The following is a 24,150-nucleotide window of genomic DNA, read 5'->3' on the forward strand; positions in this document are numbered from 1 at the left end:
GCCTCCTCGTGAGACGGGTTCTTTTCTACTTATGCCTGCTCTGTCACATGTACCTTTAACGTTGCTTGTACCTCTGGATGAAGCTTCACCGGTACATTTGTGTAACCTAATGCACGGATGGCGTCATTCAGCTCGATTTTACGCTTATCGAGTTTAATTTGATGATCTTTTTGCAATTTATCAGCGATTTGTTTGCTTGTAATCGAGCCAAACAAACGGCCGCCTTCACCTGATTTTGCAGTGAGTTCCACTGTTAACGCCTCAAGTGTTTCTTTTAATTGTTTTGCTTGTTCAAGCTCTTGGATGGCATTCTTTTTCTCTTTGTTTTTCTGCCCTTCCAATGCGCTTAGGTTCGTTGGAGTTGCTTCAACAGCTAACCCTTGTTTGATGAGAAAGTTGTGCGCGTATCCGTCAGCTACATTCTTGACTTCGCCTTTTTTCCCTTTGCCTTTTACGTCTTTTAGAAAGATGACTTTCATCTTTGAACCCCTCCTTCGAAATATTCGTCTATGGCAGCCTTTAATTTCCCTACCGCTTCTTCAATGGTTATACCATAAATCTGGGTAGCAGCGTTAGTCAGATGACCGCCGCCGTCTAATGCTTCCATAATAATTTGAACGTTGATTTCCCCTAATGATCTGGCACTAATGCATACTGTGTCGTCATCTCGTCTAGCGACAGCAAATGACGCTTCTACCTCACTCATTGACAACAGGGAATCCGCTGTCTGGGCAATCGTAATTTGATCATAATACTCCGACCTGTCAGATGGCAATGAAGCAATGGCCACCTGATTTTGATACAGTTCTGTATGCTGAATGAGTTTTGCTCGTTTGATGTAATGATCGACGGTTTCTTTTAAGAACTTTTGCACAAGGACAGGATCTGCTCCCTTTGCACGAAGGTAGGATGCTGCATCGAACGTTCTTGACCCCGTTCTCAGGGAGAAACTCTTCGTATCAACGATGATCCCAGCCAGAAGCGCAGTCGCCTCAATCATGTTAATCCGTAATTTCTTCGGCTGATACTCTAAAAGCTCTGTCACAAGCTCTGCTGTAGATGAAGCATACGGCTCCATATAAACAAGTAAAGGATCACGGATAAATTCCTCGCCGCGTCTATGATGGTCAATGACCACGACATTTTCAATCTTATTCAGCAGCCGTTCCTCCATGACGAGAGACGGTTTATGTGTGTCTACGACGACAAGCAATGTGTCATCCTTTGCAAGCTCCATTGCTTCCTCTGGGGTGATAAAACGTGACCAAAGCTCTTCATAATTTTTAATTTCACTAATTAAGCGTTGAACACTGTCGCCAATCTGATTGGCATCAATGACAATATAGCCTTCTTTTCCATTGGCCTGGGCGACCTTTAAAATCCCAATGGATGCACCGATCGAGTCCATGTCTGGGAACTTATGCCCCATGATCATGACATTACCGCTTTCAGATACAATTTCTTTTAAAGCATGAGAAATGACCCGTGCGCGTACGCGTGTCCGTTTCTCCATTGGATTCGTTTTTCCACCGTAGAATTTCACTTTTCCATTCGGCTGTTTAATGGCGACCTGATCCCCGCCTCGTCCGAGGGCAAGGTCAAGACTCGACTGGGCAAGTGCTCCAAGCTCTTTCAAGGAAGGAACGGACGCACCGATCCCGATACTTAGAGTAAGCGTCGCACTATGTGCCCCTGTTTTCTCACGGACCTCGTCTAAAATGGAGAATTTTGACGCTTCAAGCTCAGCTAAAATGCTCTCATTTAGAACCGCCATAAATCGTTCAGACGAAATTCTCTTCAGGAAAATACCGTATTCTTGTGCCCAATTGTTGAGCAAAGACGTCACTTCACTATTAATCGCGCTGCGCACTTGATCATCAAGGCCCTGCGTGACATCGTCGTAGTTGTCTAAAAAGATATAAGATAACACCGTTCGTTCATTTTCGTACTGTCGTTCAATCTGCACCTGTTCCGTGACATCAAAGAAATATAAAAGGCGCTCTGACCGTTTAATAATGACTTTGAATTTCCGGTCATTCAGCGTCACATTTTCGGTCTCGACCTCTTGTTTAATAAGAGGCACAATAGACTCGAATGTATCGTACAAGGATCTGCCGACAAGTGTGCTTTCATGAAAGCACGAAGCGAGAAACGGATTGGTCCATTCGATATAATACTGGTCATTAAACAGCATAATACCAATTGGCATCTCCATTAATGCTTCTTCTCCAACCTTTTTGACTCGATAGGATAATGTTGAAATATATGAATCAATCTCTTTCTGCACTTGCGTATCTGCCCACTTTAAGAAGTAGAGCACACCTGCAAGGACGATAAGACCAACTGCTCCTATGATCCAATTGAAATAAAGGTTGAGGAGGACTGTGACCACCGCAAGAACAATTAACGCGAAGATCGGATACTTGATGACAGGTTTTCTATAGAAGCTTGGCACTGATATCAACTCCTCAACATTCAGAGTGAATTATTTGTTTTTTACTTTTTCTCTTAAATCAAAGCCTATGTCAGCAATCCCTATAATTCGCACAATCACACCGATTGGCGGAAAGAAAACCGTTAACACGACAGCGAAAATGGGTACCGCTTTTGAGATGTTTTTTTCGTGGCAATAATAGAAGAGAAAAGAAAATCCCTGAATAAGCACCAGTATAAATAAAATTTGAAACGCACTCGTTTGAACGAGCCATAAAAAGCTGCCTTTTTCCGTCTGAATCAGCATCAAAAGCAATGTGAGTAAATAATACCATACCATGCTTTTTGGCAGCCGCATATCCTTAAATTTCTTCAAGGACGGCATGTCTGAAACAAACCGTTTGAGCAAAGGCCGCACGAACCAGTGATTCACAAAAGCCATCAGCGTCACCAAAATCAATAACGCTACAGGTAAAGCACTTAATGCCGTATCCTGCATCTCTTTAAACTGTTTGAGCTGTTTAGCTATGTCCTTTTCAGAAGCCCCGGATTGCTTTAAAACACTCTCTACCATCGGCATCATTTGCTCAATCGACTCTTTCGCAATATTCATAATATCGATTTGAAAGAGCTGGACACTGACAACAAAGGAGATGAGAATACTGAATAAATAAAGCAGCGCACCTGTAATGATGGCATTCCCAGGCTGCCTTCTGCTGTAGAAAACACCCATGCCCAATCCGACGGCAATTAAGATAGGTGCACTCATGAGTCCAGCCATAGACCCAATTAAAAAGCTGATCACTATGCCAATAGCGCCAGCAGCAATTCCTTTTTTCAAGCCGTGTCTGATTGTATAGAGGATGATCGGAATCGGAGCAGCTAGAAAGAAAATAATAGATAAAAGCGGCACATACAAATAAAACAGCATCATGACCGCAAAAATACTCATCATGATTGCGCCCTCTACTAACGCTTTTGTTTGTTTCACACCTTCACCTCTATCCAATCCTTTTGTCTATATCTTGCTCAATGTGTACTTCTATGTATACGTATGATGTCAGCTCCATCATGTCTTGCCCCAACCTTTATTTTACCATAGCGGTAAATCTCAAGTAAAATGCAGGCTGTCCTGGGAGCGTTTCACGTGGAACACCGATAGGGAACCGAACATGCAAGTTTTCAAACAGCATGTTACAATTTTTTAGATTATTCTTAGCTATAAACCCTGAATTCAAGGTCAAAAGCTGTTAGAATAGAAACATCATCAATAAATGTAAGAAGGAGAATTCACATGGGAAAAACACTCGTATTCGGACACAAAAATCCTGACACAGACACGATTTGTTCTGCTATTGCTTACGCTGATCTGAAAAACAAAATCGGCGTTCAGGCAGAAGCCGTCAGACTTGGAGAAATCAATGGAGAAACACAATACGCATTAGATTTCTTTAAACAAGAAGCACCTCGTTTCATTGAAACGGCTGCAAATGAAACAAAGCAAGTCATTCTTGTCGATCATAACGAATTCCAGCAAAGTGTAAGCGATATTGATCAAGTACAAGTAACTGAGGTCATTGACCACCACCGTATTGCCAACTTTGAAACAAGTGAACCTCTTTACTATCGTGCAGAGCCTGTAGGCTGTACAGCAACGATCTTAAACAAAATGTATAAAGAAAACCAAGTGACGATTGAAAAAGAAATCGCTGGTTTGCTTTTATCTGCGATCATTTCTGATTCCTTATTATTCAAATCCCCAACATGCACACAGCAAGATATTGATGCTGCACATGAGCTTGCAAAAATCGCAGGGGTAGATCCAGAAGTTTACGGCCTAGATATGCTCAAAGCAGGCGCTGATCTAAGCCAAAAAACGGTTCAAGAATTAATTACACTTGATGCAAAAGAATTCGCACTAGGCAAAAGCAAAGTCGAAATTGCACAAGTCAATACAGTAGATATTGCTGAAGTGACAGCAAGACAGGCTGACATTGAAGCGAAAATCAATGAAGTCATTGCAGCAAAAGGTCTTGATCTATTTGTTTTAGTCATCACAGACATTTTAGAAAATGACTCCCTTGCTCTTGCACTCGGTGCTGAAGCAGCAAAAGTAGAAAAAGCATTTAACGTCACGCTTGAAAACAACACAGCTTTACTAAAAGGTGTTGTATCAAGAAAGAAACAAGTCGTACCTGCGCTGACAGACGCACTTTCTTAATCAACACGACAAGACTGCTGAATCATTCAGCAGTCTTTTTTGTCTATATTCTTTTTAATGAATATACATATCACTAACGAGAACATCCTTTAGCACGCTTGTTGGAATCGTGAATTCAACAACACCCATGTAGCCAGGTGCCACATCATATTCATTAAAGGAAATCACAAGCTTTCCTTTTGAATTGATATAGAAGTTTTGATCCGGCTTAATTTTCTTAAATGGTTCCGCCATATCTTGCTTGCCAATCCAATACATTTTGTTTGAATCCTCTTTCATCTGTTTCTTCATTTGTTCTTTAATATTTTCACTAATTACATCAATATAACGGTCATCTTTAAACAGGCTTGGTAATGTAATCAGGACATGGTTTTTCTTATCAACCGTATCATATGTCATTTCCTCTGCCGCAGAAGCCTGAGTCGTCACCTTGTATCGGCCTAGTGAAAGGATTTGATCATTGTTCGTTCTCACTTCATAACCGCTCTCAACACTTAAATGACCATTTTTATACCCCTTTGTTTCCTTTTCAAAATCTTGATACAGCTTTTTGTTTTCAGCTAAATATTTTTGATTCAGGCTGTCTTGTAATGTTCCGTCCCCAAGTCCTGAAACGTGTGGTGTTTTAAGATCAATATTCGTTCCTTGATCGCTCTTTTTAAATTCTGTAAACGTTACGACTTTCACCAGCTCGCCAATGACAGGCACCTCTGAAATCGCTCTTGCTGCCTGTGGACTGACATTAACCGTTGTGACAAAAAGAGCTGCCGCCGCAACAAGTCCTATTGTCCATTGCTGAAAATGAGGTTTTTTATTTTTTCTTTTTAACGTTCGTTCAACCATCGCATCATATTCCGGTGGAATAGGGATTTCTAAATATTCATCCTTTAAATGTTCCAAATACTTATCCATTTATATTTCCTCCTGTGATAATTCTACTTTTAAAAGCCGCAGCGCCTTATATAGTCTTGTTTTAATGGTGTTTTCATTTTCATCGAGAATCTGGGCGATGTCCTCTAGTTTTAAATCTTCAAAGAATCTCAATATAATGATGACCCGATACATCTCAGGCAAATCCTCTATAGCCCGTTTGACGTCTTGATCCTCGTATACATCTGATTCGCCCTGAGATAAGAATTCAAGCGTATCATCATCTGTCACCTGCACCCGTTTCTTCTTTCGTAAAAAGTCTAGGGCAGCGTTCACCACGATTTTATAAAACCAGCTATGCATTTTGCTCGCATCCTCTAATCGGTGAACAGATTTGAGTGCTTTATGAATGGCCTCCTGAACAACATCCATAGCATCTTCTGGGTTTTTGACATAACTATAGGACAACCGATAAAAACTGTGTTTATGTTCCATGACGTAATCCGCAAATTGATCGTCTATTTTTCGTTTCTTCATTTTACAAAGAGCTCCTTTATCTTAAATGCGCATCTGTTATTTCTTACATTGGATAGACGCGCACCTTTTGAAAATAGTTTGCGCTCGATTATTTTTTAACATGTCATCACATTTACGTTCCTATACAAAAAGAGCGAACCTGAGGGGTTCACTCTTTCCAAGCGGATATTGTTTGATGAACAAACTGTTTTAGTGAAGAAAGCGGATGAATGATAGGAACGCCTGTCTCCTGCTCCATCTCCTGTGCCGCATGAACCATCGAAAGCTGCATCACACAAATGTCTTTCCCTTTTTGCTTCATACATCTTCTCAGCTGCTCCTTGATTTGTTCATCATAGGCTTGCATATCACCGTTTAGACAGAGATGAAAGGCATCCTCCATCACAACCAATTCCACTTCAACCTGTTTGCCCCGCTCTGTGGCATATGATTCAAGCCGCTGCATCGTCCCTTCCACTGTATCTGGGTTGGAAAACACCAGTTGAAGAGGCCCTTGTTTCTCACAAATCATCTCAAATAACGGTTCATCGATCGGAACAATCGGTTGTTTGAAAAGGTGCTGCTGATCACCTAGAGCAGCAATGTATTGTGTACACGTGAGCAGAATGAGATCGGCTTCACTTTCTTGCTTTAATCTTTTGATAGCATACGTTTGCTGCTTGTATTGATCAAATGCAGGATCTTGAGTGGCGCGTTCTATAAATGATGAATCGACTGTGTGATGCAAATCAACATCTGTATCACCAAAAACATCTTCTATATATGACTGATTGGACGGATGGGCGTGAAGGCAGTGTAATCGAATCATCTGGTTTGCTCCTCGTGAAAGTTTTCAATCATTATATCAATCCTTGTATGAAATAGGGAGAAACATGACCATATTGTTAGGGAGATATTGAAGGAGGGATTCGAATTGAAAGAAGATCAACAGCCTAAACCATCTTCAGAGTCAGAAGAAACGTTAACGAATCGGCAAGGTCATCCCGTAACAGACAATCAAAATATGAGAACTGTTGGGAATAGAGGACCCACTACGCTTGAAAACTACGATTTCCTAGAGAAAATCAGTCATTTTGATCGTGAACGCATCCCTGAACGTGTCGTTCATGCACGCGGTGCTGGAGCTCACGGTTATTTTGAAGCCTACGGCACATTTGGTGATGAACCCATCTCCACCTATACGAGAGCGAAATTATTTCAGGAAAAAGGGAAAAAGACGCCTGTTTTCGTTCGTTTTTCTTCTGTGATTCACGGCGGTCATTCGCCAGAAACATTACGCGATCCGAGAGGGTTTGCGATTAAATTTTATACAGAGGAAGGCAACTGGGATCTCGTAGGGAACAACCTGAAGATTTTCTTTATCCGAGATGCTTTAAAGTTCCCTGATTTGGTTCATGCCTTTAAGCCAGATCCTGTTACGAATCGGCAGGACGGCGAGCGTATTTTTGATTTTGTCTCACAATCACCTGAGGCGACGCATATGGTGACATTTCTTTTTTCACCATGGGGCATCCCAGCTACATACCGGCACATGCAAGGCTCAGGTGTCCATGCGTACAAATGGGTCAACCATGAAGGAAAAGCCGTGCTGGTTAAATATCATTTTGAACCGAAACAAGGCATTCGCAACCTGACCCAAGAACAGGCACAAGCGATTCAGGGAGAAAATTTTAACCATGCCACACAGGATTTATATGAAGCGATTGAGCAAGGAGATTATCCTGAATGGGAGGTATATGCACAGATCATGGAAGATGATGCCCACCCTCACCTCGATTTTGACCCGCTAGACCCGACAAAGCTTTGGTACAAGGATGACTATCCATGGAAACCAATCGGACGGATGGTATTAAACAAAAATCCAGAAAACTATTTCTCAGAAGTCGAACAGGTTGCCTTTGGTACTGGTGTACTCGTAGACGGCTTGGACTTCTCAGATGATAAATTGCTACAAGGCCGCACCTTCTCCTACTCTGACACGCAGCGATATCGTGTAGGGCCAAACTATTTACAGCTGCCGATCAATGCACCGAAAAAGCATGTCGCCACCAATCAAAGAGATGGACAAATGGAATACCATGTCGATCAAGGCAAAGGCCAAAATCCCCATGTGAATTATGAACCGTCGATCCTCGGGGGATTAAAAGAAGCCAAACAGGATGGAAAGGATCATACGCCTTTTGTAGAGGGTGAAGTCAAACGAGAAGCCATTGACCGTCCAAACAACTTTGGACAAGCAGGAGAAACATATCGCCGTTTTAATGATTGGGAGCGTGAGGAACTGATTAAGAACTTAGTCAACACCCTTGCCACATGTCAAAAGGACATTCAAGACCAAATGATCGAAAACTTTACAAAAGCAGACCCTGATTACGGAAAGCGTGTCGCTGACGGCTTAAAAGCCTTTAAACAAGAGCAGCCAAGCGGACCTATCGGCTCTACAGGCGCTGCCGAAGCCGTGGACGATGCCATCAACAACAGCACACCATCAGATCCTTATTAATGAAAAAAAGAATGCAGCGGCGAGGCTGCATTCTTTTTATTTACATCTATTAAGCGTTTTGACCTTTTTTGATCCATTCTGCTACATTGACTGTACGTTTTGCCTGATGTTTCACAGCTGCTTCTGCATCCTCTTGGATTTTTCCATTTTGGTCAACAGTGACACTTACGCCATAAGGGTTGCCCCCTGCACCGTATAAGGAATCATCTGTGTATCCAGGAGCGGCAATAATGGCTCCCCAGTGGAACATCGTCGTATATAGGCTGAGAACCGTCTGCTCCTGTCCGCCATTTGCGTTTTGAGCTGAAGTCATCGCGCTCACTGCTTTGTTTGCCAATTTACCTTGGAACCACAAGCCGCCTGTCGTATCTAAGAACTGCTTCATTTGAGCTGGCAGGTTACCGAAACGTGTCGGCATGCTAAAGATGATGGCATCTGCCCACTCTAAATCACTTAATTGAACCTCTGGCACATCCTTTGTTTCGTCTAAATGTGCTTTCCATGCTGGATTTGAAGCGACAACTGCTTCTGGTGCCAATTCAGCAACCTTTAATACTTTGACCTCTGCACCAGCTTCTTTTGCTCCAGCTTCAGCCCATTTCGCCATCTGATAGTTTGTACCTGTTGAACTATAATAAATAATCGCTAATTTTACGTTTTCCATTTGTTCCAGCTCCTTTTGTTTGTTTTGCCCAAAAAGCTTCTGTAAAAATCCCACCTGTATTCCCCACCTTATTTAAAATTGACGACGATACCATAAAGCCGCAGCATCGACTTCTTCTCTCGTTAGCTGATGTCCACGATTTTCCCAATGAAGTGTAACCGATGCGCCTGCACCCTGGAGCAATTGCTCCAGCTCCTGTGATTCCTCTGGACGGCACATTGGGTCATTTTCACCAGCTGCTATAAAGACTTGTTTCCCCGCTAATGAAGGCAACGAAACCCCGCGTCTTGGAACCATTGGATGATGCAGGATAGCTCCTTTTAAAGCATCCCCATAATGGAACAACAAGCTTCCAGCAATGTTTGCCCCATTGGAATATCCGATAGCCACCACATTGTGACGATCAAACCCATATTCATCAGCTGCTTCGCCGATAAATGTATATAGTTCCTCTGTACGCTCAATCAAATCCTGCTCATCAAATACACCCTCTGCCAAACGTCTGAAAAAACGCGGCATGCCGTTTTCTAATACATTCCCTCTCACACTAAGAACAGATGCATCAGGATCTATTATCTGTGCAAGCGGCAATAAATCTTCTTCCGTCCCGCCAGTTCCATGCAGTAATAACAGGACAGGTCTTTGTTCATTCTTTCCTTTTCGAAAAAGATGCTTCATCATGAATCTCCTTTCCCTTTAACTTCTCTCACTTCAATTGGCAGTACAATTTGTTCAATCTGACTGCGCTGTGCCTCATATTGCGGTGGCAGTTTCAATGCTTCACCCATTGTTTCCACTGATTCGTCGTGTGCAAACCCTGGAGGATCAGTAGCAATCTCAAATAATATGCCGCCAAGCTCTCTAAAATAAATAGCATTAAAATAATTTCGATCTTGCACAGGTGTCACTTGATACCCGCTTTGTGCAATATGTCTTTGCCAATCTAATTGATCCTGATCATCTGTTGCTCTCCATGCAATATGGTGCACAACTCCAACACCCATACGTCCTCGTGGAACAGGTGTGATGTTCACATCAATGACATTGCCTATTTCACCAAACGAACGGAATCTCACATAGTCTCCTTCTTCTCCGACTCGTTCAAGTCCCATCGTTTGCTCTAGCAGCTGCATTGTTTGCTCCGGCTGCGAAGTTAATAAAACAGCTCCGCCAAATCCTTTAATCGCTACATCTGCTGTGACACCGTTAAATGTCCACTCGTTTTGCTTTCCTTCCGCACGCTCTACTAGCTCAATCAATAAGCCATGTGGATCTTCAAATGAGAGAAAAGCTTCCCCAAAACGTTCAACCATTTCATAAGAGACATTAAACTGCTCAAGACGATCCTTCCAGAAAGAAAAAGCGCCTGTCGGTACGACATATGTCGTCACGCCTACTTGCCCTGCACCAATTTGACCTTTTTGTGCCCCCGGCCAAGGGAAAAACGTAATAATGGTCCCTGGAGAGCCGCCTTCATTTCCAAAATATAAATGGTATGTGCCCGGATCATCAAAATTTACGGTCTTCTTCACGAGACGAAGTCCTAAAACACCTGCATAAAAATCAACGTTCTCCTGAGGATGACCGACAATAGCTGTAATATGGTGAATTCCTTCTGTTTTTTTCACTTCTAATGACCTCCTAATCATGAAGTAATAAGCCTCTATTCATTATGTCTTTACTGACGTCTTTATATTATCTCGAATTCGAGATATTAGATCAAAAAAATATATTTATCTCGAATTAAGGATATGATGTTTTTAAGTAAATGTCAATGATTTTTGTTTTTCTTTTAAAAAGGCAGAGCTGTTTTGCATGAAACAGCTCTGCTTTTCCTTGATTATTGCAGCAATTTTTTCTTTTTTAAATAGGCTTTCGCTACCTGGAATGCATCCTTCCCCTTCACATTGACTTCATAATTCATTTCTCTCATCTCTTCGTCTGTAATTTGACCCGCAAGCTTATTGAGAGAGGTCTCAATCTCAGGGAATTCAGTTAATGTCTCCTGCCTGAGCAGTGGTGCTCCTTGATATGGCGGGAAAACATGCTGATCATCATGAAGCACCTTTAATTTGTATTGTCTCAATTCACTGTCTGTCGAATACGCATCGACTAAATTGATATCTCCTTTTTGAATCGCTCGATACCGTAGCTTCGGCTCCATCGTCACAACATCGTCAAAGGAAAATTGATAGGCTTTTTGAATGCCTCGATACCCATCCTGACGATCAGAAAACTCTAAGGTGAATCCAGCTTTTATGCGGTTTTTGATCTTACCTAGATCTGAAATGTTGGACACTTCATATTGATCAGCCAGTGACTGCGGCACGGCTAAAGCATACGTATTGTTGTATGCCATGGGCTCAAGAAGGCGAAGCTGAAAGGACGATTCCAATCCACGCCGCGCTTGCTCATACACTTTTCTTTTATCTGTGCTTTTTGCTGTTTCTTTGAGGAATTCAGAAATCGCTGTACCCGTAAACTCAGGATAAATATCGATATCACCAGAGCGTAAAGCCTGGAAAACAAAGGACGTCTTACCAAGACCGGGCTTCAGGTTCACTTGAATATCTGTATCCTGTTCAATTAAAAGCTTATACATCGAGATCAAAATCTCAGGCTCTGATCCTAACTTCCCGCCAATAGTGATTTCTTTCTTTTCTTGCTGAAACAGCGAGGGGGCAGCGACAACTGCTCCTGCAATCAGAGCAAAAACAGTCACAGAGATCACAGTCTTTTTAAAGGAAATTTTCTCAAAGGTACGCAACACCACATCAAATAATAGAGCGAGTAAGGCAGCTGGTATCGCACCAATGACAATGAGAGACATATCATTTCGATCAATTCCCAGCAAGATTAAGCTTCCTAATCCCCCAGCCCCGATCAGTGCTGCCAGGGTGGCGGTCCCCACAATGAGTACCATCCCGGTTCGAATACCCGCCATGATGACTGGCATGGCAAGAGGAAGCTCCACCTTTAATAACCGTTTGCGATGATTCATCCCCATAGCAAGCGCCGCTTCTCTCAGAGAAGGATCAACCTCCTGAATGCCTGTATATGTATTTCTTAAAATAGGGAGTAGGGCATAGACCACAAGCGCAATAATCGCAGGTACTTGCCCAATCCCCACTAGAGGAATCAACAAGCCAAGAAGTGCGAGCGACGGAATCGTTTGTAAGACGGCCGTCACCCCGATGACCCACTCCGCTAACTTTGGAACCCTCGTTAAATAGATACCTAATGGAATAGCAATCAAAATCGCTAAAAATAAAGCAATAAAAGAAATTTGAATATGCTCAAGTAAGGCGTGTCCCAATTGTTCTTTGCGTTCCCATAACACACGGGTCCAATCATTCATGTGACTCGCCCCTCTCTTTAGGAGAATCAGCTAAATACTGAATCACTGCTTGACGATTCACTAGTCCAATCCGCTCTCCATTCTTTTCAACAGCCAACTCCTCGTGCTTTGCCAATAGAGACAAGGCTTCATCCAGTGTGGCATCTGCTGAGACCACCTCATAGAGGAAAAGAGCTTCGTGAGCCATCGGTTGGGCCAATGTTTCCAGCTCAAAAGCTTGATGTCCCACATGGCGGGCAGCCCCTGAAACAAACTCCTTTACAAAGGCATTGGCTGGATGTTGAACCAATTCCTCAGGACGTCCGATCTGCACTACTTTTCCTTCATTCATCACACAAATCCGATCACCCAGCTTCATAGCTTCCTGCATATCATGCGTCACAAAAACAATGGTTTTTTGTATGCGGCGCTGCAAATCAAGCAGATCATCCTGCAATTTCTCCCTCGTTAGTGGATCTAACGCACTAAAAGGTTCATCCATCAGGACAATCTCAGGATCAGCTGCAAGTGCACGTGCCACACCGACACGCTGCTGCTGTCCACCAGAGAGCTCTGCTGGCTTTCGATGCCGATACATAGCAGGATCAAGCCCGACCATCAACATGAGTTCATGGACACGCTGATTGGTCTCATTCCGGCTCCATTGTTTAAGCTCTGGCACCACAGCAATATTTTCTTCTATGGTCATATGAGGAAAAAGCGCAATTTGCTGCAAAACATAACCGATATCCCAGCGCAGCTCATACATATCATAATCACTTATTTTTTGGCCCTTTATGTAAATCTCACCTTCTGTAGAAGAAATGAGACGATTGATCATTTTCAATGTCGTCGTTTTCCCGCTGCCACTAGGTCCAATCAATACAAAAAACTCACCTTGCTGAATCTCCAAATCAACTGATTGAACGGCATAGCGCTCATCAGAAAATTGCATCGATACCTTATTAAATTCAATCATCTTCCCACGCCCTGACTGCAATTATTTTCTAGACTACCAATATGACAGATCAACCTCATATTTGTATAGAATAAACTGTCACTTTTACATACTTCCCCTAGGTTGACTGTCAAAAACAACTCTAGCAAAAATAGATGAGATTCACAGTGAGGAAAATAAAAAAAGCGAAGAGCTCGGGGCTCTCCGCTTTTTAAGTCAACGACTTACTCACCAGTAACGTATGGAAGTAATGCCATTTGACGTGATCTTTTGATCGCTAAAGTCAATTTACGTTGATACTTAGCGCTAGTTCCTGTTACACGACGAGGTAAAATTTTACCACGTTCAGAAACAAACTTTCTAAGAAGATCAACATCTTTGTAATCGATGTGCGTGATACCGTTAGAAGTAAAGAAACATACTTTACGACGTTTCGCACGACCGCCTCTGCGTCCACCTGCCATTTGTTTTCACACCTTTCCTTTAGTCATTTTTTCAGATCAATTAGAATGGCAAATCATCATCGGAGATGTCAATCGGTTTACCATCGTTCTCAAATGGGTCATCATTAAAGCTATTTCCCTGATTACGATTTTGGTTGTTTTGATTGCCATATGGATTTTGACTTGGTTCATTTCCAAATGGATTCTGATCGTTTTGGCTACCGCCATAATACTGGCCTCCGCTATTGCCACCGCCGCTGTATCCACCTGAACCAGCACCGCCGCTCTTAGGCTCAAGAAATTGAACACTTTCAGCTTGAACCTCTGTCACGAAGACACGCTGTCCTTGCTGATTTTCATAGTTTCTTGTCTGCAAACGACCGTCTACACCGGCAAGACTTCCTTTTTTCAAGAAATTAGCCACGTTCTCGGCTTGTCTTCTCCAAGTAACACAGTTAATGAAATCGGCTTCACGCTCTCCAGATTGATTCGTAAACGTACGATTCACAGCTAGAGTAAACGTGGCTACAGCCGCACCATTAGGCGTGTAGCGAAGCTCAGGGTCTTTTGTTAGTCTTCCGACCAATACAACACGGTTTAGCATATTGAAAGACCACCTTTAAATATATATTTCAATGATTTATACTTCTTCTTTAACAACAATGTGTCGAATGATATCGTCACTGATCTTAGCTAAGCGGTCAAATTCTTGAACTGCTGCAGCGTCAGATTGAACGTTTACGATTTGGTAGAAACCGTCACGGAAATCATTGATTTCGTATGCAAGACGACGTTTACCCCAATCCTTTGTTCCAGTGATCTCCGCACCGTTAGAAGTTAACACGTTATTGAAACGCTCGATAACTGCTTTTTTAGCCTCATCGTCAACTGTTGGGCGGATGATGTACATAACTTCGTACTTTCTCATCTGATTGCACCTCCTTTTGGTCTAAGCGGCCCTAAACGGGCAAGGAGCAATAAATTATATTACTCACAATTGTATATTATAACAAATCACTTGGCCTATGACAAGAACCTATACATTAAAACGGAAATGAATGACGTCTCCATCTTTCACTACATATTCTTTGCCTTCTAGACGAACTTTTCCTGCTTCTTTAGCAGCAGACATGCTTCCGCCAGCTAGTAAATCCTCATACGCAACCGTTTCAGCACGAATAAATCCACGCTCAAAGTCTGTGTGGATGATTCCAGCACATTCTGGCGCTTTCATTCCTTTTTTAAATGTCCAAGCACGTACCTCTTGCTCACCTGCTGTGAAATACGTAGCTAATCCTAGAAGAGAGTAAGATGCTCTAATTAGCTGATCAAGCCCTGACTCATTAATACCAAGCTCTTCAAGGAACATTTGCTTCTCTTCTCCTTCAAGCTCTGCAATTTCAGACTCGATCTTCGCACAAACGACGATAACTTCAGCGTTTTCACCAGAAGCAAACTCACGGATTTGCTGCACATATTCGTTGCCCTCATGATCCGCTACTTCATCCTCACTCACATTTGCTACATAAAGGACTGGTTTAGATGTGAGTAAATGAAGCTGTTTCACAAGCTTTTGCTGCTCATCAGTAAATTCTACAGATCTTGCCGATTTCCCAGCTTCAAATGCGTTCATTAGCTTCGACAAAATCTCAAATTCAGCTACTGCTTCCTTGTCCTTTTGTTTTGCAAGCTTACTCACACGAGCTAAGCGCTTTTCAACTGTTTCTAAATCAGCCAAAATCAATTCGAGATTAATCGTTTCAATATCTGCCACAGGATCAACCTTACCAGCTACGTGTGTAATGTTATCATCTGCAAAAGCTCTGACCACGTGACAAATCGCATCTACTTGTCGAATATGAGAAAGGAATTTATTCCCTAAACCTTCACCTTTAGATGCACCTTTGACAATACCCGCAATATCAGTGAATTCGAAAGCAGTGGGAACTGTCTTTTTCGGCTGCACCAATTCTGTTAGCTTTTGTAAACGCTCGTCAGGAACTTCTACAATTCCGACGTTTGGATCAATGGTACAAAACGGATAGTTAGCAGACTCCGCTCCAGCCTGTGTAATTGCATTAAATAGCGTTGACTTCCCGACGTTAGGTAAGCCAACAATACCAGCTGTTAAAGCCATTCTTTCATCTCCTCTATATCAAACGTGCTCGTTATACTGCGTAATATGAACCTAGAGCAATTATAAGTAGGTTTACATGAAAAGACAAGCTAACCATCATGCATTTTCAATAGAAGAAACATCGTTAAAAAGAATAAATCAATGCTTCAAAACGAGATAATGCACCTGGCTTTGCTGTAGAAAAGACAAATTTAATAAAAAAAGCATGAGGCCTACTTAAGCAGTTGGCTCCTCATGCTTGACGAGAATTTTCTTCATTTTTCGTTCAAAATCTCTTCTTGGGATCATCACGCTGTGTCCGCAGCCTTCACATTTAATACGGATATCCATGCCCAAACGAATGACCTTCCACCGATTGGCACCACATGGATGGGGCTTTTTCATTTCTACAACATCATGTAACCCAAACGCTTTGTCTGCCATCAGCCTTCACCTCTCCTTGCTCACTTCATTGAATCTATTGTACAAAAAAACGGCGATGAAGGGCAATGCACAAAACAAAGAGTCTCTTTCAATCGTTCATCCTATTCTTTTTTAGAGAAAAAACCCTTCTTTTAGATCATTTTATTTGTGACCAATAGTTACTTAAACTCCGTTTTTTTTCAATATTGTCACAAACACTGTAGGTCAAAAGGTTTTTATTGGTAGAACGCGGTGGTTTTTCCATATTTTTTGATTTATGATATCTGCATAAATGTTATGTGAGGGAGCAGGTACGATGGTCAATCGAAAGGATAGATTAACTGATAAAGAATATAAAATCATATCCGATCATGCTGGAAATATCGACAATTACCAGCAGCACCATACGATAGAAATTGGTCAGCAAACACTCACTGTCCACGATTTTCTAAAGATCGACCAAAAATTATATGGTTTAACGATGCAGCCGGAACAATCAGATGAATTCATCGTCGCTTTTCACTGTCCACTGCCAAACCAAACGACGGTGACATCGCCGCAAGATGTACACAACGCAGCACAGACATTGCTCAAAACAGATTATGCCTATCCAATTGAAAGAAAGTCCCTTGACGGCAATCAAGACCATGTCTTTTTTAAAGGGAAGGAATACATAGAGAAAGTCTGTCAGAAGCATCCGAATGCAGGTATCCATCTCACTGGACAAGCACTTGCCGGTGCTGTTTGTGCTTATATTGCAACAGAACAGCCAGCTGTCAAAAAAGCCGTTACCTTTGACAGCCCAAATATATGGAGCAGCCTATCGCCTTCGATTCAGCAAAAGGCGCAGCAAGGTCAATATAAACGCATGTTGACTGAATATATTCAGCCTAGTCATTACGTCGGTTTACTCAATCGTCATGATCAAGGAGTTGGGCAAGTCAAGTACACCGTACCGCCACGGCAGCAAGACTCAGTCCAAGAATCCGTTAAATACAAAAAAAGGGAAATTGACACCTTTTTAAAATCAGCTTTTGCATCTATGAATATAGAATGGAACGAATCCTTTGATACAAATGCTTTTTTAGCTCTCGTTTCAGGTGAATTCAAAGCAAATGGATATTCATTCCATCCAAATGGATATGCCCGTATTTTAGATGAACAGCTTGATCATAATACAAGTTTTACAGCCATGCTGCTGCAAGAAATTCATTCTGGACGTGCATATGCACAAAGCGGACTTGAAATTATCATAAAATCCCATTTACTAAAAAATTCATCCTATGATCTGCAAAGCATTATTGAACATGAAGTGCACACTGTATTTGAAAAAATCGATGGAATTGATGAAAGTGTAAAAGACGCCGTCCATCATGTAAAACAAGAGCTTAAAGGACTCGTAGGCTTTGGCCACTATGATTTATTAAGTCATAGTGATGTGGAAGCACTGGTAGACGAAGTGAGGATGGAACAGTCGCATTCCTCTTTTTATTCACACGAAAAACAGCTGAATGCCTTGTACACCCTGAGGGATTACGAACAAGAGCTTTCTGCTCTTTCAAGACATATGTACACAATGGGTGAGGACTACGCCAAGGCAGATAGACGCCTTGCAATGCAAATGGGTATTCATTAAGAAAGGAGTCATCGCATGATCAATCAAAATAAGCCTCCTAGTGACGCCCAGCGTTTCTTACAAAATGTGAGTGCCCGCCGCTCCATGTCTGTATTCGAAAATCAATCGGCACCCCACACACAAACACAGTCTCCAGAAGAAATGGCCGCCATTCAGGCCATGCGCAGAGAAGGACAGCGAAAGGATCTAAAACGGCTGCTCAAAATGCGGCTGCACGACGAATTAGCAAATACTCGCGTGCACTTGGAGTATCAATTGGCTAAAACAGAAGACATGATAAACCAGACGACCATTGTCAAACAACACATTTCCCAGCATTTAAAGGGACAGGCCATTTCAGAATTAGAGGATCGTCTCCAGCGTCTCAAGCAAATGCCTGTCTATGATGATATCAAAGAAGCTATTGATTCAATTCAGATCAAATAAGCACAGCTCTAAAAAAGAGAGGTGCTTATTTTGTTTTATCAATATAATTTTTAGGACGAGAAAATATCTTTTTACTTAAAATCGGATACAGCATTAAACAGACGAGCAAATAAAGATTCAACAAACTATAAATTGGATACAAGAAAGCAATCAAATCAGCAAATCCAAGAGATGTCAAAGGGGCCATCAAAAGAAGCATCACCAATACAACCAGCCAGCGGGGCATTCGTACAAAAGAAAGCATTCGGCTGGATAAGCCAAATAAACCTGCTGCCGTCGTCGTATAAATCGCTAGACAAAGGACAATGGTCATAAACACAAACAAAGACGTCGGCGCCCCTTCTAATACTGTAAACAAAGGAATTCCCTCTGCTGAAAGGCTTCCAGAAATATCAACCAGTATTTCGTTATACACATACGAGATCACACCAAAGATGAGACCGCTTAATATACTCGCCACTTTGGCTTCCCCCAGCCCCTTCATTTCTTTCCCAACCGAAGACAGCACTGCCACAACAGATAATATATTCAAAGAAGCAAAAACAATGCTGGCAGGCCAATTGTACTGCTGCCCAAAATCAATACGCCACATATGATCATGATTCATATAATAAAAAACAAACGCATAGATGAGCCCCGCCACCAAAATTGGTATAATGAAAGCATTCACAGATAAAAGCCCTTTCACATCCCAGAAAAAAATCATAAATGAAAACAAACAGAACGCGCCGATGCCAACCCAAAAAGGCACATGATACATCTCAAGAGTCACCCCGCCGCCAGCAATCATGACCGTCGTTGTCGTGAATAAATAAAGGACAATTAACACGTCATACACCTTAGCCAGCCATGGACCGACAAGCCGTTCCAGTACTGGCACAAAGTGATCGGCACGCACCTCATAACTGATTTTTAACACCACATAAGTAGACAGCATAAACATCAATGTAAACAGTAGAATGGCTAGTCCGCTATCAATGCCAAAAAACTGCCAAATTTCCTGGCCGGAAGCATATCCCGCTCCTATTAAGCTTCCTAAAATTAAAAGCGTCCACCTTGAACCAGCCTTCCACACAATCATCACCTCATAGGTATAGAATTAAGCTTGTTTCCGTATACTGTTACTAACTACTATGACAAGGAAGTGAGACCTATGAATAGCAAGAACGGTCTTTTTTTTAGAAATAGGGTGAAAGAATACGTGTCCCATACGGATACAAACGCCATTCAACAGCTTAAAAGTATTTTATTCTCGCATCTTCAGAAAGCAGGAAAAAGACCCGTTGCCATCGTTTGTATTGGAACAGACCGCTCAACTGGCGACTCTCTAGGTCCACTTGTTGGTTCAAAGCTTTCAGGTCTGGATTTGAAAAAGCTTCATGTATATGGAACACTCTCTGACCCAGTGCATGCGGTCAATTTAAAAGAAAAACTCGCTGAAATTGAACAAGCTCATAAACACCCGTTTATTGTAGCGGTTGATGCCTGTTTAGGAAGAGTAAAAAGTGTCGGTTCTTTCCAAATTGGAGATGGACCGTTAAAGCCTGGAGCTGGTGTGCAAAAAGAGCTTCCAGAGGTAGGAGATATTCATATTAATGGGATCGTCAATGTGAGTGGTTTCATGGAATACTTCGTCCTCCAAAACACACGTCTTCATCTTGTCATGTCTATGGCCAATACACTTTCTGAAAGTCTATCTCACATTGACCAAATGGATTGGACGAGAGAAAAAAGCCGGTCTCTCTTCAACCCTATTCAAAATATCACTGGAAGAATATAAAAAAGACCATCTCATATCAAGATGGTCACTCTGATGATTCCCTCGTAGAAAGCAATTCAAGGATTCTTTCTAAATCTTCATTCGAGAGGAATTCAATCTCAATTTTCCCTTTTTTCTTCTGTTTCTTGATCGTCACTGAAGTACCAAAGTAGTTTTGTAAGAAAGACTCTCTTTCTTTCAACACTCGATCCTTTGGTGCTTCTTTTTTCTTTGTTTCACGTGGAACATTTTCGTTTAACTGCTGAACAAGTTTCTCAACTTGTCGTACGTTTAACCCCTCATCCACGATTTTCTTTACCAAAGGCGCCAGCTTCTTTTTGTTCTTTAAGCTAAGCAATGTCCGGCCATGTCCCATTGATAACGTTCCATTTGCAATCAGCTTTTGGATCTCATCCGGTAAAGTCAACAGACGGAGATGGTTCGCAATATGCGGTCTGCTTTTCCCTAATCGCTTCGCTAATTCCTCTTGCGTCACACTTAGATGATCCAGCAAGGAAGCATACGCTTCCGCTTCCTCTAATGGAGAGAGATCCTCACGCTGCAGGTTTTCTAAAAGGGCAATTTCTCTCATCAGCGTTTCTGAAAACTCTCGAACGATCGCAGGAATTGTTGTCAGACCAGCTTGTTGTGCTGCGCGAAAACGGCGTTCTCCTGCTACTATGTCATATCCTTTAATCGATTTACGAACAATGATCGGCTGTAAAACACCGTGCTGCTGAATGGATTCTTTCAGATCAGACAATGCATCATCATCAAACGTTTTCCTTGGCTGGTAAGGATTCGGGCGCAAATCCTTTAATTTAATTTCTTCAACCGTTTCTTCATTTGAGTCTACGTTGTTAAATAGTGCATTAATACCCTTTCCAAGACCTTTAGCCATTCGCATCCACTTCCTTTGCTAAGTCTAAATAGACATCTGCACCTCTTGAACGTGGATCATACAAGATAATCGGCTTTCCATGACTTGGCGCTTCACTCAGCCTCACATTTCTCGGAATGACGGTTTGATAGACTTTATCTCTAAAGTACTTCTTCACTTCTTCGATAACCTGAATCCCAAGATTTGTTCGGGCATCAAGCATTGTCAGCAAGACACCTTCAATGGCAAGATCGGTATTTAGATGTTTCTGCACGAGACGAACTGTGTTTAACAATTGGCTCAATCCTTCAAGCGCATAATATTCGCACTGAACTGGTATTAAAACGGAATCGGATGCAGTTAACGCATTAATCGTCAGCAGTCCAAGTGATGGCGGGCAGTCAATAATCATATAATCATAATTCTGCTTAACAGATTCAAGTGCTCTCTTCAGCCTCACTTCACGTGAGATTGTAGGCACAAGCTCTATTTCAGCCCCTGCAAGCTGTATCGTCGCAGGAATGACATCAAGATTTTCGACCTCTGTCGTCTTAATCACATCAAGAACATCTGCATCATCAACTAAAATATCGTACACACACTTTTCTACGTCGGCTTTCTCAATCCCAATACCACTCGTGGCATTGCCCTGCGGATCAATATCAACTAACAACACTCGTTTGCCTATGTATGCTAAACACGCACCCAAATTAACAGAAGTTGTCGTCTTCCCGACGCCGCCCTTCTGGTTGGTAATCGCTATGATTTTTCCCACGATGTCACCCACTTTCAACTTAACAAGTTTCTCATTCATTCATACTTTCTATTCTATCAAAAAAAGTATGAAACGTTTGCTTTTTTTGTTTCCCTATTATAAATTCGTCGGTGAATGTGCCTTTTCGTACATAAAAGGAAGAATGAAAACGCACCGAAAAAGTATATTGATATATCTTTTTGGATGTCTGAATTCAATTGGACGGCATTTGCTCACAAGGCTGGGTTATTGTTTGTCCACAAGTCATAGTTCTTCGGATCAGCTTCAGCAATCATCAAGTGGATCGTTCCCTCTTGGTGCGAATGCTGTACAGTCACTTCTTTAGACATACCGCTTTGTTTCATCATGTTTTTATCATTTCATTTGCAAAAGCAAACAGTAAATAACAAATGATAACAAAATGATAATAAAAAGATTTACAAAAAAAGCTGACGAGAGGCGCTCATCAGCTTTTTTCTATTTAGGAATTCGAATCGTTAATTGGATATATTCCTCAAACTCTTCTTCCTCGGTATTTATTTTAAGTCCGCTGTCTTCTACCATGTGGAGAGACTGACGAATGGTATTCATCGCAATTCGTGTATCACGACTAAACGCCTTACGTTTTGGCTTCGGTTTGCGATCCGTTTTTTGTTCAAGCATCTTCACTACACGCTCTTCAGTCTGTTTCACATTCAACTGCTTTTCGATGATTTCCTGCAATAGCGCGATTTGTAATTCTGGAAGCTTTAGGGGCACAAGTGAACGTGCATGCCTTTCAGAGATTTTTTTCTCTAAAATGGCTTGTTGTACCTCTTCAGGCAACTTTAAAAGTCTTAATTTGTTTGCAACAGTTGATTGTCCCTTGCCTAAACGCTGAGCAAGCGCCTCTTGTGTTAAATCATGAAGCTCTAAAAGACGTGCATAAGCATGAGCCTCTTCAATAGAAGACAGCTCTTCTCTTTGCAAATTTTCAATCAATGCCACAGATGCCGTTTCCGTATCAGTAAAATCTTTTATAATAGCGGGGATTTTCTCCCATTGAAGAGTCTGTACCGCCCTCCAACGTCTTTCGCCGGCGATCAGTTCATATTTTCCTTCTTCTTCTGTTGGTCTAACAACAATCGGTTGGATAATGCCATGGGTATGAATCGTCGTGGCCAGCTCTTGTATCTTTTCTTCTGAAAAAATGGTGCGTGGCTGAAAACGGTTTGGCATAATTGTGTCGACCGGGAGCTCCTGTATCTCTTCCTTTAATGTATCATGCTCAGCAATCTCTGCCTCTATTTCGGTTTCACGCTCAGGATGTTCTTTGTCACCAAGCCCGAAGAAGCGTGAGAGTGAATGCTTCATGAACCTACACCACCTTTAAAAACTACCTTTTTATAATTCTATTTTCTCATGTTTTTTCCTTCTGTAAAATCATAAATATTGAAGAAAAACCGACCTTTTACATGATCAACCTTCTATTGGTGATTTATTAGGTGTTCCTGGTTTTCTAGGATATTTTTTTGGTGTTTGCTTTTTCTTTTCAATGACAATGATGTTCCGTTCGCTTTCTTCTAAAGGAAGAACAAAGGAATGCTTTTCAACAACCTCTCCTCCGAGAACTGTGACAGCTTTTTTCCCTGCTTGCATTTCTTCATCAGCGGCAGATGCTTTTAAGGCAACAAACAATCCTTCCTTTTTCACTAGAGGCAGACATAGTTCGCTCAAGACGGATAAACGTGCAACTGCTCTAGCAGTGACAAGATCATAGCTTTCACGCTTTTCCTTACGTTGTCCAAACGTTTCCGCACGATCATGATAAAAAGTAGTATCTTGTAAGTTTAATCCTTTTGCTAACTCATTGAGAAACGTAATTCGTTTCTGAAGAGAATCAACAATGGTCACATGTAGATGAGGGAAACAAATTTTAAGAGGAATGCTTGGAAAACCAGCACCAGCTCCAATATCACAAATCGTCGTCACTTTGTGAAAATCAATAAAAAATGCTGCTGATATTGAATCATAAAAATGCTTTAAATACACTTCTTCCTTTTCAGTAATGGACGTTAAATTCATTTTCTCGTTCCATTCTACAAGCATGCGGAAGTAGGTTTCAAATTGTTCAAGCTGCACAGGAGAAAGAGTGATCCCTTTCTCCTCTAGTGCTGCTGTAAATTGTTCAATGTTCATGCCGACATCCTT

At 41.8% G+C, this 24,150-nt stretch carries 27 protein-coding genes; 5 read left to right on the forward strand and 22 right to left on the reverse strand.

What is annotated here, in order from left to right; all coding sequences use genetic code 11:
• Positions 1–29: 29 nt before the first annotated feature.
• The 3 genes from rplI to NSS80_RS19780 are packed head-to-tail and all read right to left on the reverse strand — an operon-like array spanning position 30 to position 3,424.
• Positions 30–479 (reverse strand): 50S ribosomal protein L9, encoded by a 450-nt coding sequence (gene rplI, locus NSS80_RS19770; protein ID WP_008359128.1) that lies wholly within the window; start codon positions 477–479, stop codon positions 30–32.
• Positions 476–2,455 (reverse strand): DHH family phosphoesterase, encoded by a 1,980-nt coding sequence (locus tag NSS80_RS19775; protein WP_041118447.1) that lies wholly within the window; start codon positions 2,453–2,455, stop codon positions 476–478. The genes rplI and NSS80_RS19775 overlap by 4 nt, the downstream gene beginning before the upstream one ends.
• A 30-nt stretch (positions 2,456–2,485) precedes the next feature.
• Positions 2,486–3,424, reverse strand: coding sequence for a YybS family protein (locus NSS80_RS19780; RefSeq protein ID WP_034283621.1), 939 nt, complete (start codon positions 3,422–3,424; stop codon positions 2,486–2,488).
• A gap of 303 nt (positions 3,425–3,727) precedes the next feature.
• Here NSS80_RS19780 and NSS80_RS19785 point away from each other — a divergent pair, with 303 nt between their 5' ends.
• Positions 3,728–4,654: a manganese-dependent inorganic pyrophosphatase gene (locus NSS80_RS19785; protein WP_024424048.1), complete on the forward strand. Its 927-nt coding sequence runs from the start codon at positions 3,728–3,730 to the stop codon at positions 4,652–4,654.
• 54 nt (positions 4,655–4,708) lie between these two features.
• On the opposite strand, the gene NSS80_RS19790 is transcribed toward NSS80_RS19785, so the two are convergent.
• The 3 genes from NSS80_RS19790 to NSS80_RS19800 form a co-directional block, all read right to left on the reverse strand.
• Entirely contained in the window at positions 4,709–5,566 is an 858-nt protein-coding gene (locus NSS80_RS19790) for a DUF3298 and DUF4163 domain-containing protein (RefSeq protein WP_034283623.1), read from the reverse strand.
• Positions 5,567–6,061 carry an RNA polymerase sigma factor gene (locus NSS80_RS19795; protein ID WP_034283625.1) on the reverse strand — a complete coding sequence of 165 codons (495 nt, stop codon included), beginning with the start codon at positions 6,059–6,061 and terminating at the stop codon, positions 5,567–5,569.
• Positions 6,062–6,209: 148 nt separating this feature from the next.
• Entirely contained in the window at positions 6,210–6,869 is a 660-nt protein-coding gene (locus NSS80_RS19800) for an aspartate/glutamate racemase family protein (protein ID WP_041118448.1), read from the reverse strand.
• 105 nt (positions 6,870–6,974) lie between these two features.
• On the opposite strand from NSS80_RS19800, the gene katX reads away from it, so the two are divergent.
• Positions 6,975–8,564 (forward strand): catalase KatX, encoded by a 1,590-nt coding sequence (gene katX / locus NSS80_RS19805; RefSeq protein ID WP_041118450.1) that lies wholly within the window; start codon positions 6,975–6,977, stop codon positions 8,562–8,564.
• A gap of 49 nt (positions 8,565–8,613) precedes the next feature.
• Here the strand turns inward: katX and wrbA are convergent, their stop codons facing one another.
• From wrbA to NSS80_RS19855, 10 genes are all read right to left on the reverse strand, one after another.
• A complete protein-coding gene (gene wrbA, locus NSS80_RS19810) occupies positions 8,614–9,228 on the reverse strand; it encodes an NAD(P)H:quinone oxidoreductase (RefSeq protein WP_034283654.1) in 615 nt (204 codons plus the stop codon).
• Positions 9,229–9,300: 72 nt separating this feature from the next.
• Positions 9,301–9,909: an alpha/beta hydrolase gene (locus NSS80_RS19815; protein ID WP_342498388.1), complete on the reverse strand. Its 609-nt coding sequence runs from the start codon at positions 9,907–9,909 to the stop codon at positions 9,301–9,303.
• Complete coding sequence (locus NSS80_RS19820) at positions 9,906–10,877, reverse strand: ring-cleaving dioxygenase (protein WP_041118452.1); 972 nt, start codon at positions 10,875–10,877, stop codon at positions 9,906–9,908. The genes NSS80_RS19815 and NSS80_RS19820 overlap by 4 nt, the downstream gene beginning before the upstream one ends.
• Before the next feature lie 191 nt (positions 10,878–11,068).
• Positions 11,069–12,586 (reverse strand): osmoprotectant update ABC transporter permease/substrate-binding subunit OpuFB, encoded by a 1,518-nt coding sequence (opuFB, locus tag NSS80_RS19825; RefSeq protein WP_025093672.1) that lies wholly within the window; start codon positions 12,584–12,586, stop codon positions 11,069–11,071.
• Positions 12,579–13,544: an ABC transporter ATP-binding protein gene (locus NSS80_RS19830; RefSeq protein WP_041118478.1), complete on the reverse strand. Its 966-nt coding sequence runs from the start codon at positions 13,542–13,544 to the stop codon at positions 12,579–12,581. Before NSS80_RS19830 ends, opuFB begins: the two co-directional genes overlap by 8 nt.
• Before the next feature lie 203 nt (positions 13,545–13,747).
• Positions 13,748–13,987, reverse strand: coding sequence for a 30S ribosomal protein S18 (rpsR, locus tag NSS80_RS19835; RefSeq protein WP_008359105.1), 240 nt, complete (start codon positions 13,985–13,987; stop codon positions 13,748–13,750).
• Positions 13,988–14,027: 40 nt separating this feature from the next.
• Positions 14,028–14,570, reverse strand: a complete 543-nt coding sequence (ssbA, locus tag NSS80_RS19840; RefSeq protein WP_342498389.1) for a single-stranded DNA-binding protein SsbA — start codon at positions 14,568–14,570, stop codon at positions 14,028–14,030.
• 36 nt (positions 14,571–14,606) lie between these two features.
• Entirely contained in the window at positions 14,607–14,894 is a 288-nt protein-coding gene (rpsF, locus tag NSS80_RS19845; protein WP_024424058.1) for a 30S ribosomal protein S6, read from the reverse strand.
• A gap of 108 nt (positions 14,895–15,002) precedes the next feature.
• On the reverse strand, positions 15,003–16,103 hold the full coding sequence (gene ychF, locus NSS80_RS19850; RefSeq protein WP_024424059.1) for a redox-regulated ATPase YchF: 1,101 nt from the start codon (positions 16,101–16,103) through the stop codon (positions 15,003–15,005).
• Between the two features lie 216 nt (positions 16,104–16,319).
• Positions 16,320–16,526 carry a DUF951 domain-containing protein gene (locus tag NSS80_RS19855; RefSeq protein WP_008347561.1) on the reverse strand — a complete coding sequence of 69 codons (207 nt, stop codon included), beginning with the start codon at positions 16,524–16,526 and terminating at the stop codon, positions 16,320–16,322.
• A 295-nt stretch (positions 16,527–16,821) separates the two neighbouring features.
• Between NSS80_RS19855 and NSS80_RS19860 the strand changes: the two genes are divergently transcribed.
• Positions 16,822–18,141, forward strand: a complete 1,320-nt coding sequence (locus tag NSS80_RS19860) for a hydrolase (protein ID WP_317222438.1) — start codon at positions 16,822–16,824, stop codon at positions 18,139–18,141.
• 15 nt (positions 18,142–18,156) lie between these two features.
• A complete protein-coding gene (locus NSS80_RS19865; protein ID WP_024424061.1) occupies positions 18,157–18,567 on the forward strand; it encodes a hypothetical protein in 411 nt (136 codons plus the stop codon).
• 25 nt (positions 18,568–18,592) lie between these two features.
• Here NSS80_RS19865 and NSS80_RS19870 read toward each other — a convergent pair whose 3' ends face one another.
• Positions 18,593–19,648, reverse strand: a complete 1,056-nt coding sequence (locus NSS80_RS19870) for a hypothetical protein (protein WP_080769841.1) — start codon at positions 19,646–19,648, stop codon at positions 18,593–18,595.
• A gap of 72 nt (positions 19,649–19,720) precedes the next feature.
• Here NSS80_RS19870 and yyaC point away from each other — a divergent pair, with 72 nt between their 5' ends.
• On the forward strand, positions 19,721–20,347 hold the full coding sequence (gene yyaC / locus NSS80_RS19875) for a spore protease YyaC (RefSeq protein WP_317222434.1): 627 nt from the start codon (positions 19,721–19,723) through the stop codon (positions 20,345–20,347).
• A gap of 25 nt (positions 20,348–20,372) precedes the next feature.
• Here yyaC and NSS80_RS19880 read toward each other — a convergent pair whose 3' ends face one another.
• The 5 genes from NSS80_RS19880 to rsmG all read right to left on the reverse strand — a co-directional run bounded on the left by NSS80_RS19880 (position 20,373) and on the right by rsmG (position 24,138).
• Positions 20,373–21,227 (reverse strand): ParB/RepB/Spo0J family partition protein, encoded by an 855-nt coding sequence (locus NSS80_RS19880; RefSeq protein WP_065215036.1) that lies wholly within the window; start codon positions 21,225–21,227, stop codon positions 20,373–20,375.
• Entirely contained in the window at positions 21,220–21,981 is a 762-nt protein-coding gene (gene soj, locus NSS80_RS19885; protein ID WP_008360890.1) for a sporulation initiation inhibitor protein Soj, read from the reverse strand. Before soj ends, NSS80_RS19880 begins: the two co-directional genes overlap by 8 nt.
• Before the next feature lie 212 nt (positions 21,982–22,193).
• Complete coding sequence (locus NSS80_RS19890) at positions 22,194–22,328, reverse strand: hypothetical protein (RefSeq protein WP_254964772.1); 135 nt, start codon at positions 22,326–22,328, stop codon at positions 22,194–22,196.
• A 109-nt stretch (positions 22,329–22,437) separates the two neighbouring features.
• The gene (noc, locus tag NSS80_RS19895) at positions 22,438–23,313 is read right to left on the reverse strand and encodes a nucleoid occlusion protein (RefSeq protein WP_024424067.1); all 876 of its coding nucleotides are present in this window, start codon (positions 23,311–23,313) and stop codon (positions 22,438–22,440) included.
• Between the two features lie 105 nt (positions 23,314–23,418).
• Complete coding sequence (rsmG, locus tag NSS80_RS19900; protein WP_024424068.1) at positions 23,419–24,138, reverse strand: 16S rRNA (guanine(527)-N(7))-methyltransferase RsmG; 720 nt, start codon at positions 24,136–24,138, stop codon at positions 23,419–23,421.
• Positions 24,139–24,150 lie beyond the last annotated feature (12 nt).

The organism is Bacillus sp. FSL M8-0350 (assembly GCF_038593345.1).
Taxonomy (GTDB): Bacteria; Bacillota; Bacilli; order Bacillales; family Bacillaceae; genus Bacillus; species Bacillus safensis.

Coding starts and splice junctions, on each gene's coding strand:
- rplI (WP_008359128.1), bottom strand. CDS start 479: ATGAAAGTCATCTTTCTAAAAGACGTAAAAGGCAAAGGGAAAAAAGGC.
- NSS80_RS19785 (WP_024424048.1), top strand. CDS start 3,728: ATGGGAAAAACACTCGTATTCGGACACAAAAATCCTGACACAGACACG.
- NSS80_RS19790 (WP_034283623.1), bottom strand. CDS start 5,566: ATGGATAAGTATTTGGAACATTTAAAGGATGAATATTTAGAAATCCCT.
- NSS80_RS19795 (WP_034283625.1), bottom strand. CDS start 6,061: ATGAAGAAACGAAAAATAGACGATCAATTTGCGGATTACGTCATGGAA.
- NSS80_RS19800 (WP_041118448.1), bottom strand. CDS start 6,869: ATGATTCGATTACACTGCCTTCACGCCCATCCGTCCAATCAGTCATAT.
- wrbA (WP_034283654.1), bottom strand. CDS start 9,228: ATGGAAAACGTAAAATTAGCGATTATTTATTATAGTTCAACAGGTACA.
- NSS80_RS19815 (WP_342498388.1), bottom strand. CDS start 9,909: ATGATGAAGCATCTTTTTCGAAAAGGAAAGAATGAACAAAGACCTGTC.
- NSS80_RS19820 (WP_041118452.1), bottom strand. CDS start 10,877: ATGATTAGGAGGTCATTAGAAGTGAAAAAAACAGAAGGAATTCACCAT.
- opuFB (WP_025093672.1), bottom strand. CDS start 12,586: ATGAATGATTGGACCCGTGTGTTATGGGAACGCAAAGAACAATTGGGA.
- NSS80_RS19830 (WP_041118478.1), bottom strand. CDS start 13,544: ATGATTGAATTTAATAAGGTATCGATGCAATTTTCTGATGAGCGCTAT.
- rpsR (WP_008359105.1), bottom strand. CDS start 13,987: ATGGCAGGTGGACGCAGAGGCGGTCGTGCGAAACGTCGTAAAGTATGT.
- ssbA (WP_342498389.1), bottom strand. CDS start 14,570: ATGCTAAACCGTGTTGTATTGGTCGGAAGACTAACAAAAGACCCTGAG.
- rpsF (WP_024424058.1), bottom strand. CDS start 14,894: ATGAGAAAGTACGAAGTTATGTACATCATCCGCCCAACAGTTGACGAT.
- ychF (WP_024424059.1), bottom strand. CDS start 16,103: ATGGCTTTAACAGCTGGTATTGTTGGCTTACCTAACGTCGGGAAGTCA.
- NSS80_RS19855 (WP_008347561.1), bottom strand. CDS start 16,526: ATGGCAGACAAAGCGTTTGGGTTACATGATGTTGTAGAAATGAAAAAG.
- NSS80_RS19860 (WP_317222438.1), top strand. CDS start 16,822: ATGGTCAATCGAAAGGATAGATTAACTGATAAAGAATATAAAATCATA.
- NSS80_RS19865 (WP_024424061.1), top strand. CDS start 18,157: ATGATCAATCAAAATAAGCCTCCTAGTGACGCCCAGCGTTTCTTACAA.
- NSS80_RS19870 (WP_080769841.1), bottom strand. CDS start 19,648: ATGATTGTGTGGAAGGCTGGTTCAAGGTGGACGCTTTTAATTTTAGGA.
- yyaC (WP_317222434.1), top strand. CDS start 19,721: ATGAATAGCAAGAACGGTCTTTTTTTTAGAAATAGGGTGAAAGAATAC.
- NSS80_RS19880 (WP_065215036.1), bottom strand. CDS start 21,227: ATGGCTAAAGGTCTTGGAAAGGGTATTAATGCACTATTTAACAACGTA.
- NSS80_RS19890 (WP_254964772.1), bottom strand. CDS start 22,328: ATGATGAAACAAAGCGGTATGTCTAAAGAAGTGACTGTACAGCATTCG.
- noc (WP_024424067.1), bottom strand. CDS start 23,313: ATGAAGCATTCACTCTCACGCTTCTTCGGGCTTGGTGACAAAGAACAT.
- rsmG (WP_024424068.1), bottom strand. CDS start 24,138: ATGAACATTGAACAATTTACAGCAGCACTAGAGGAGAAAGGGATCACT.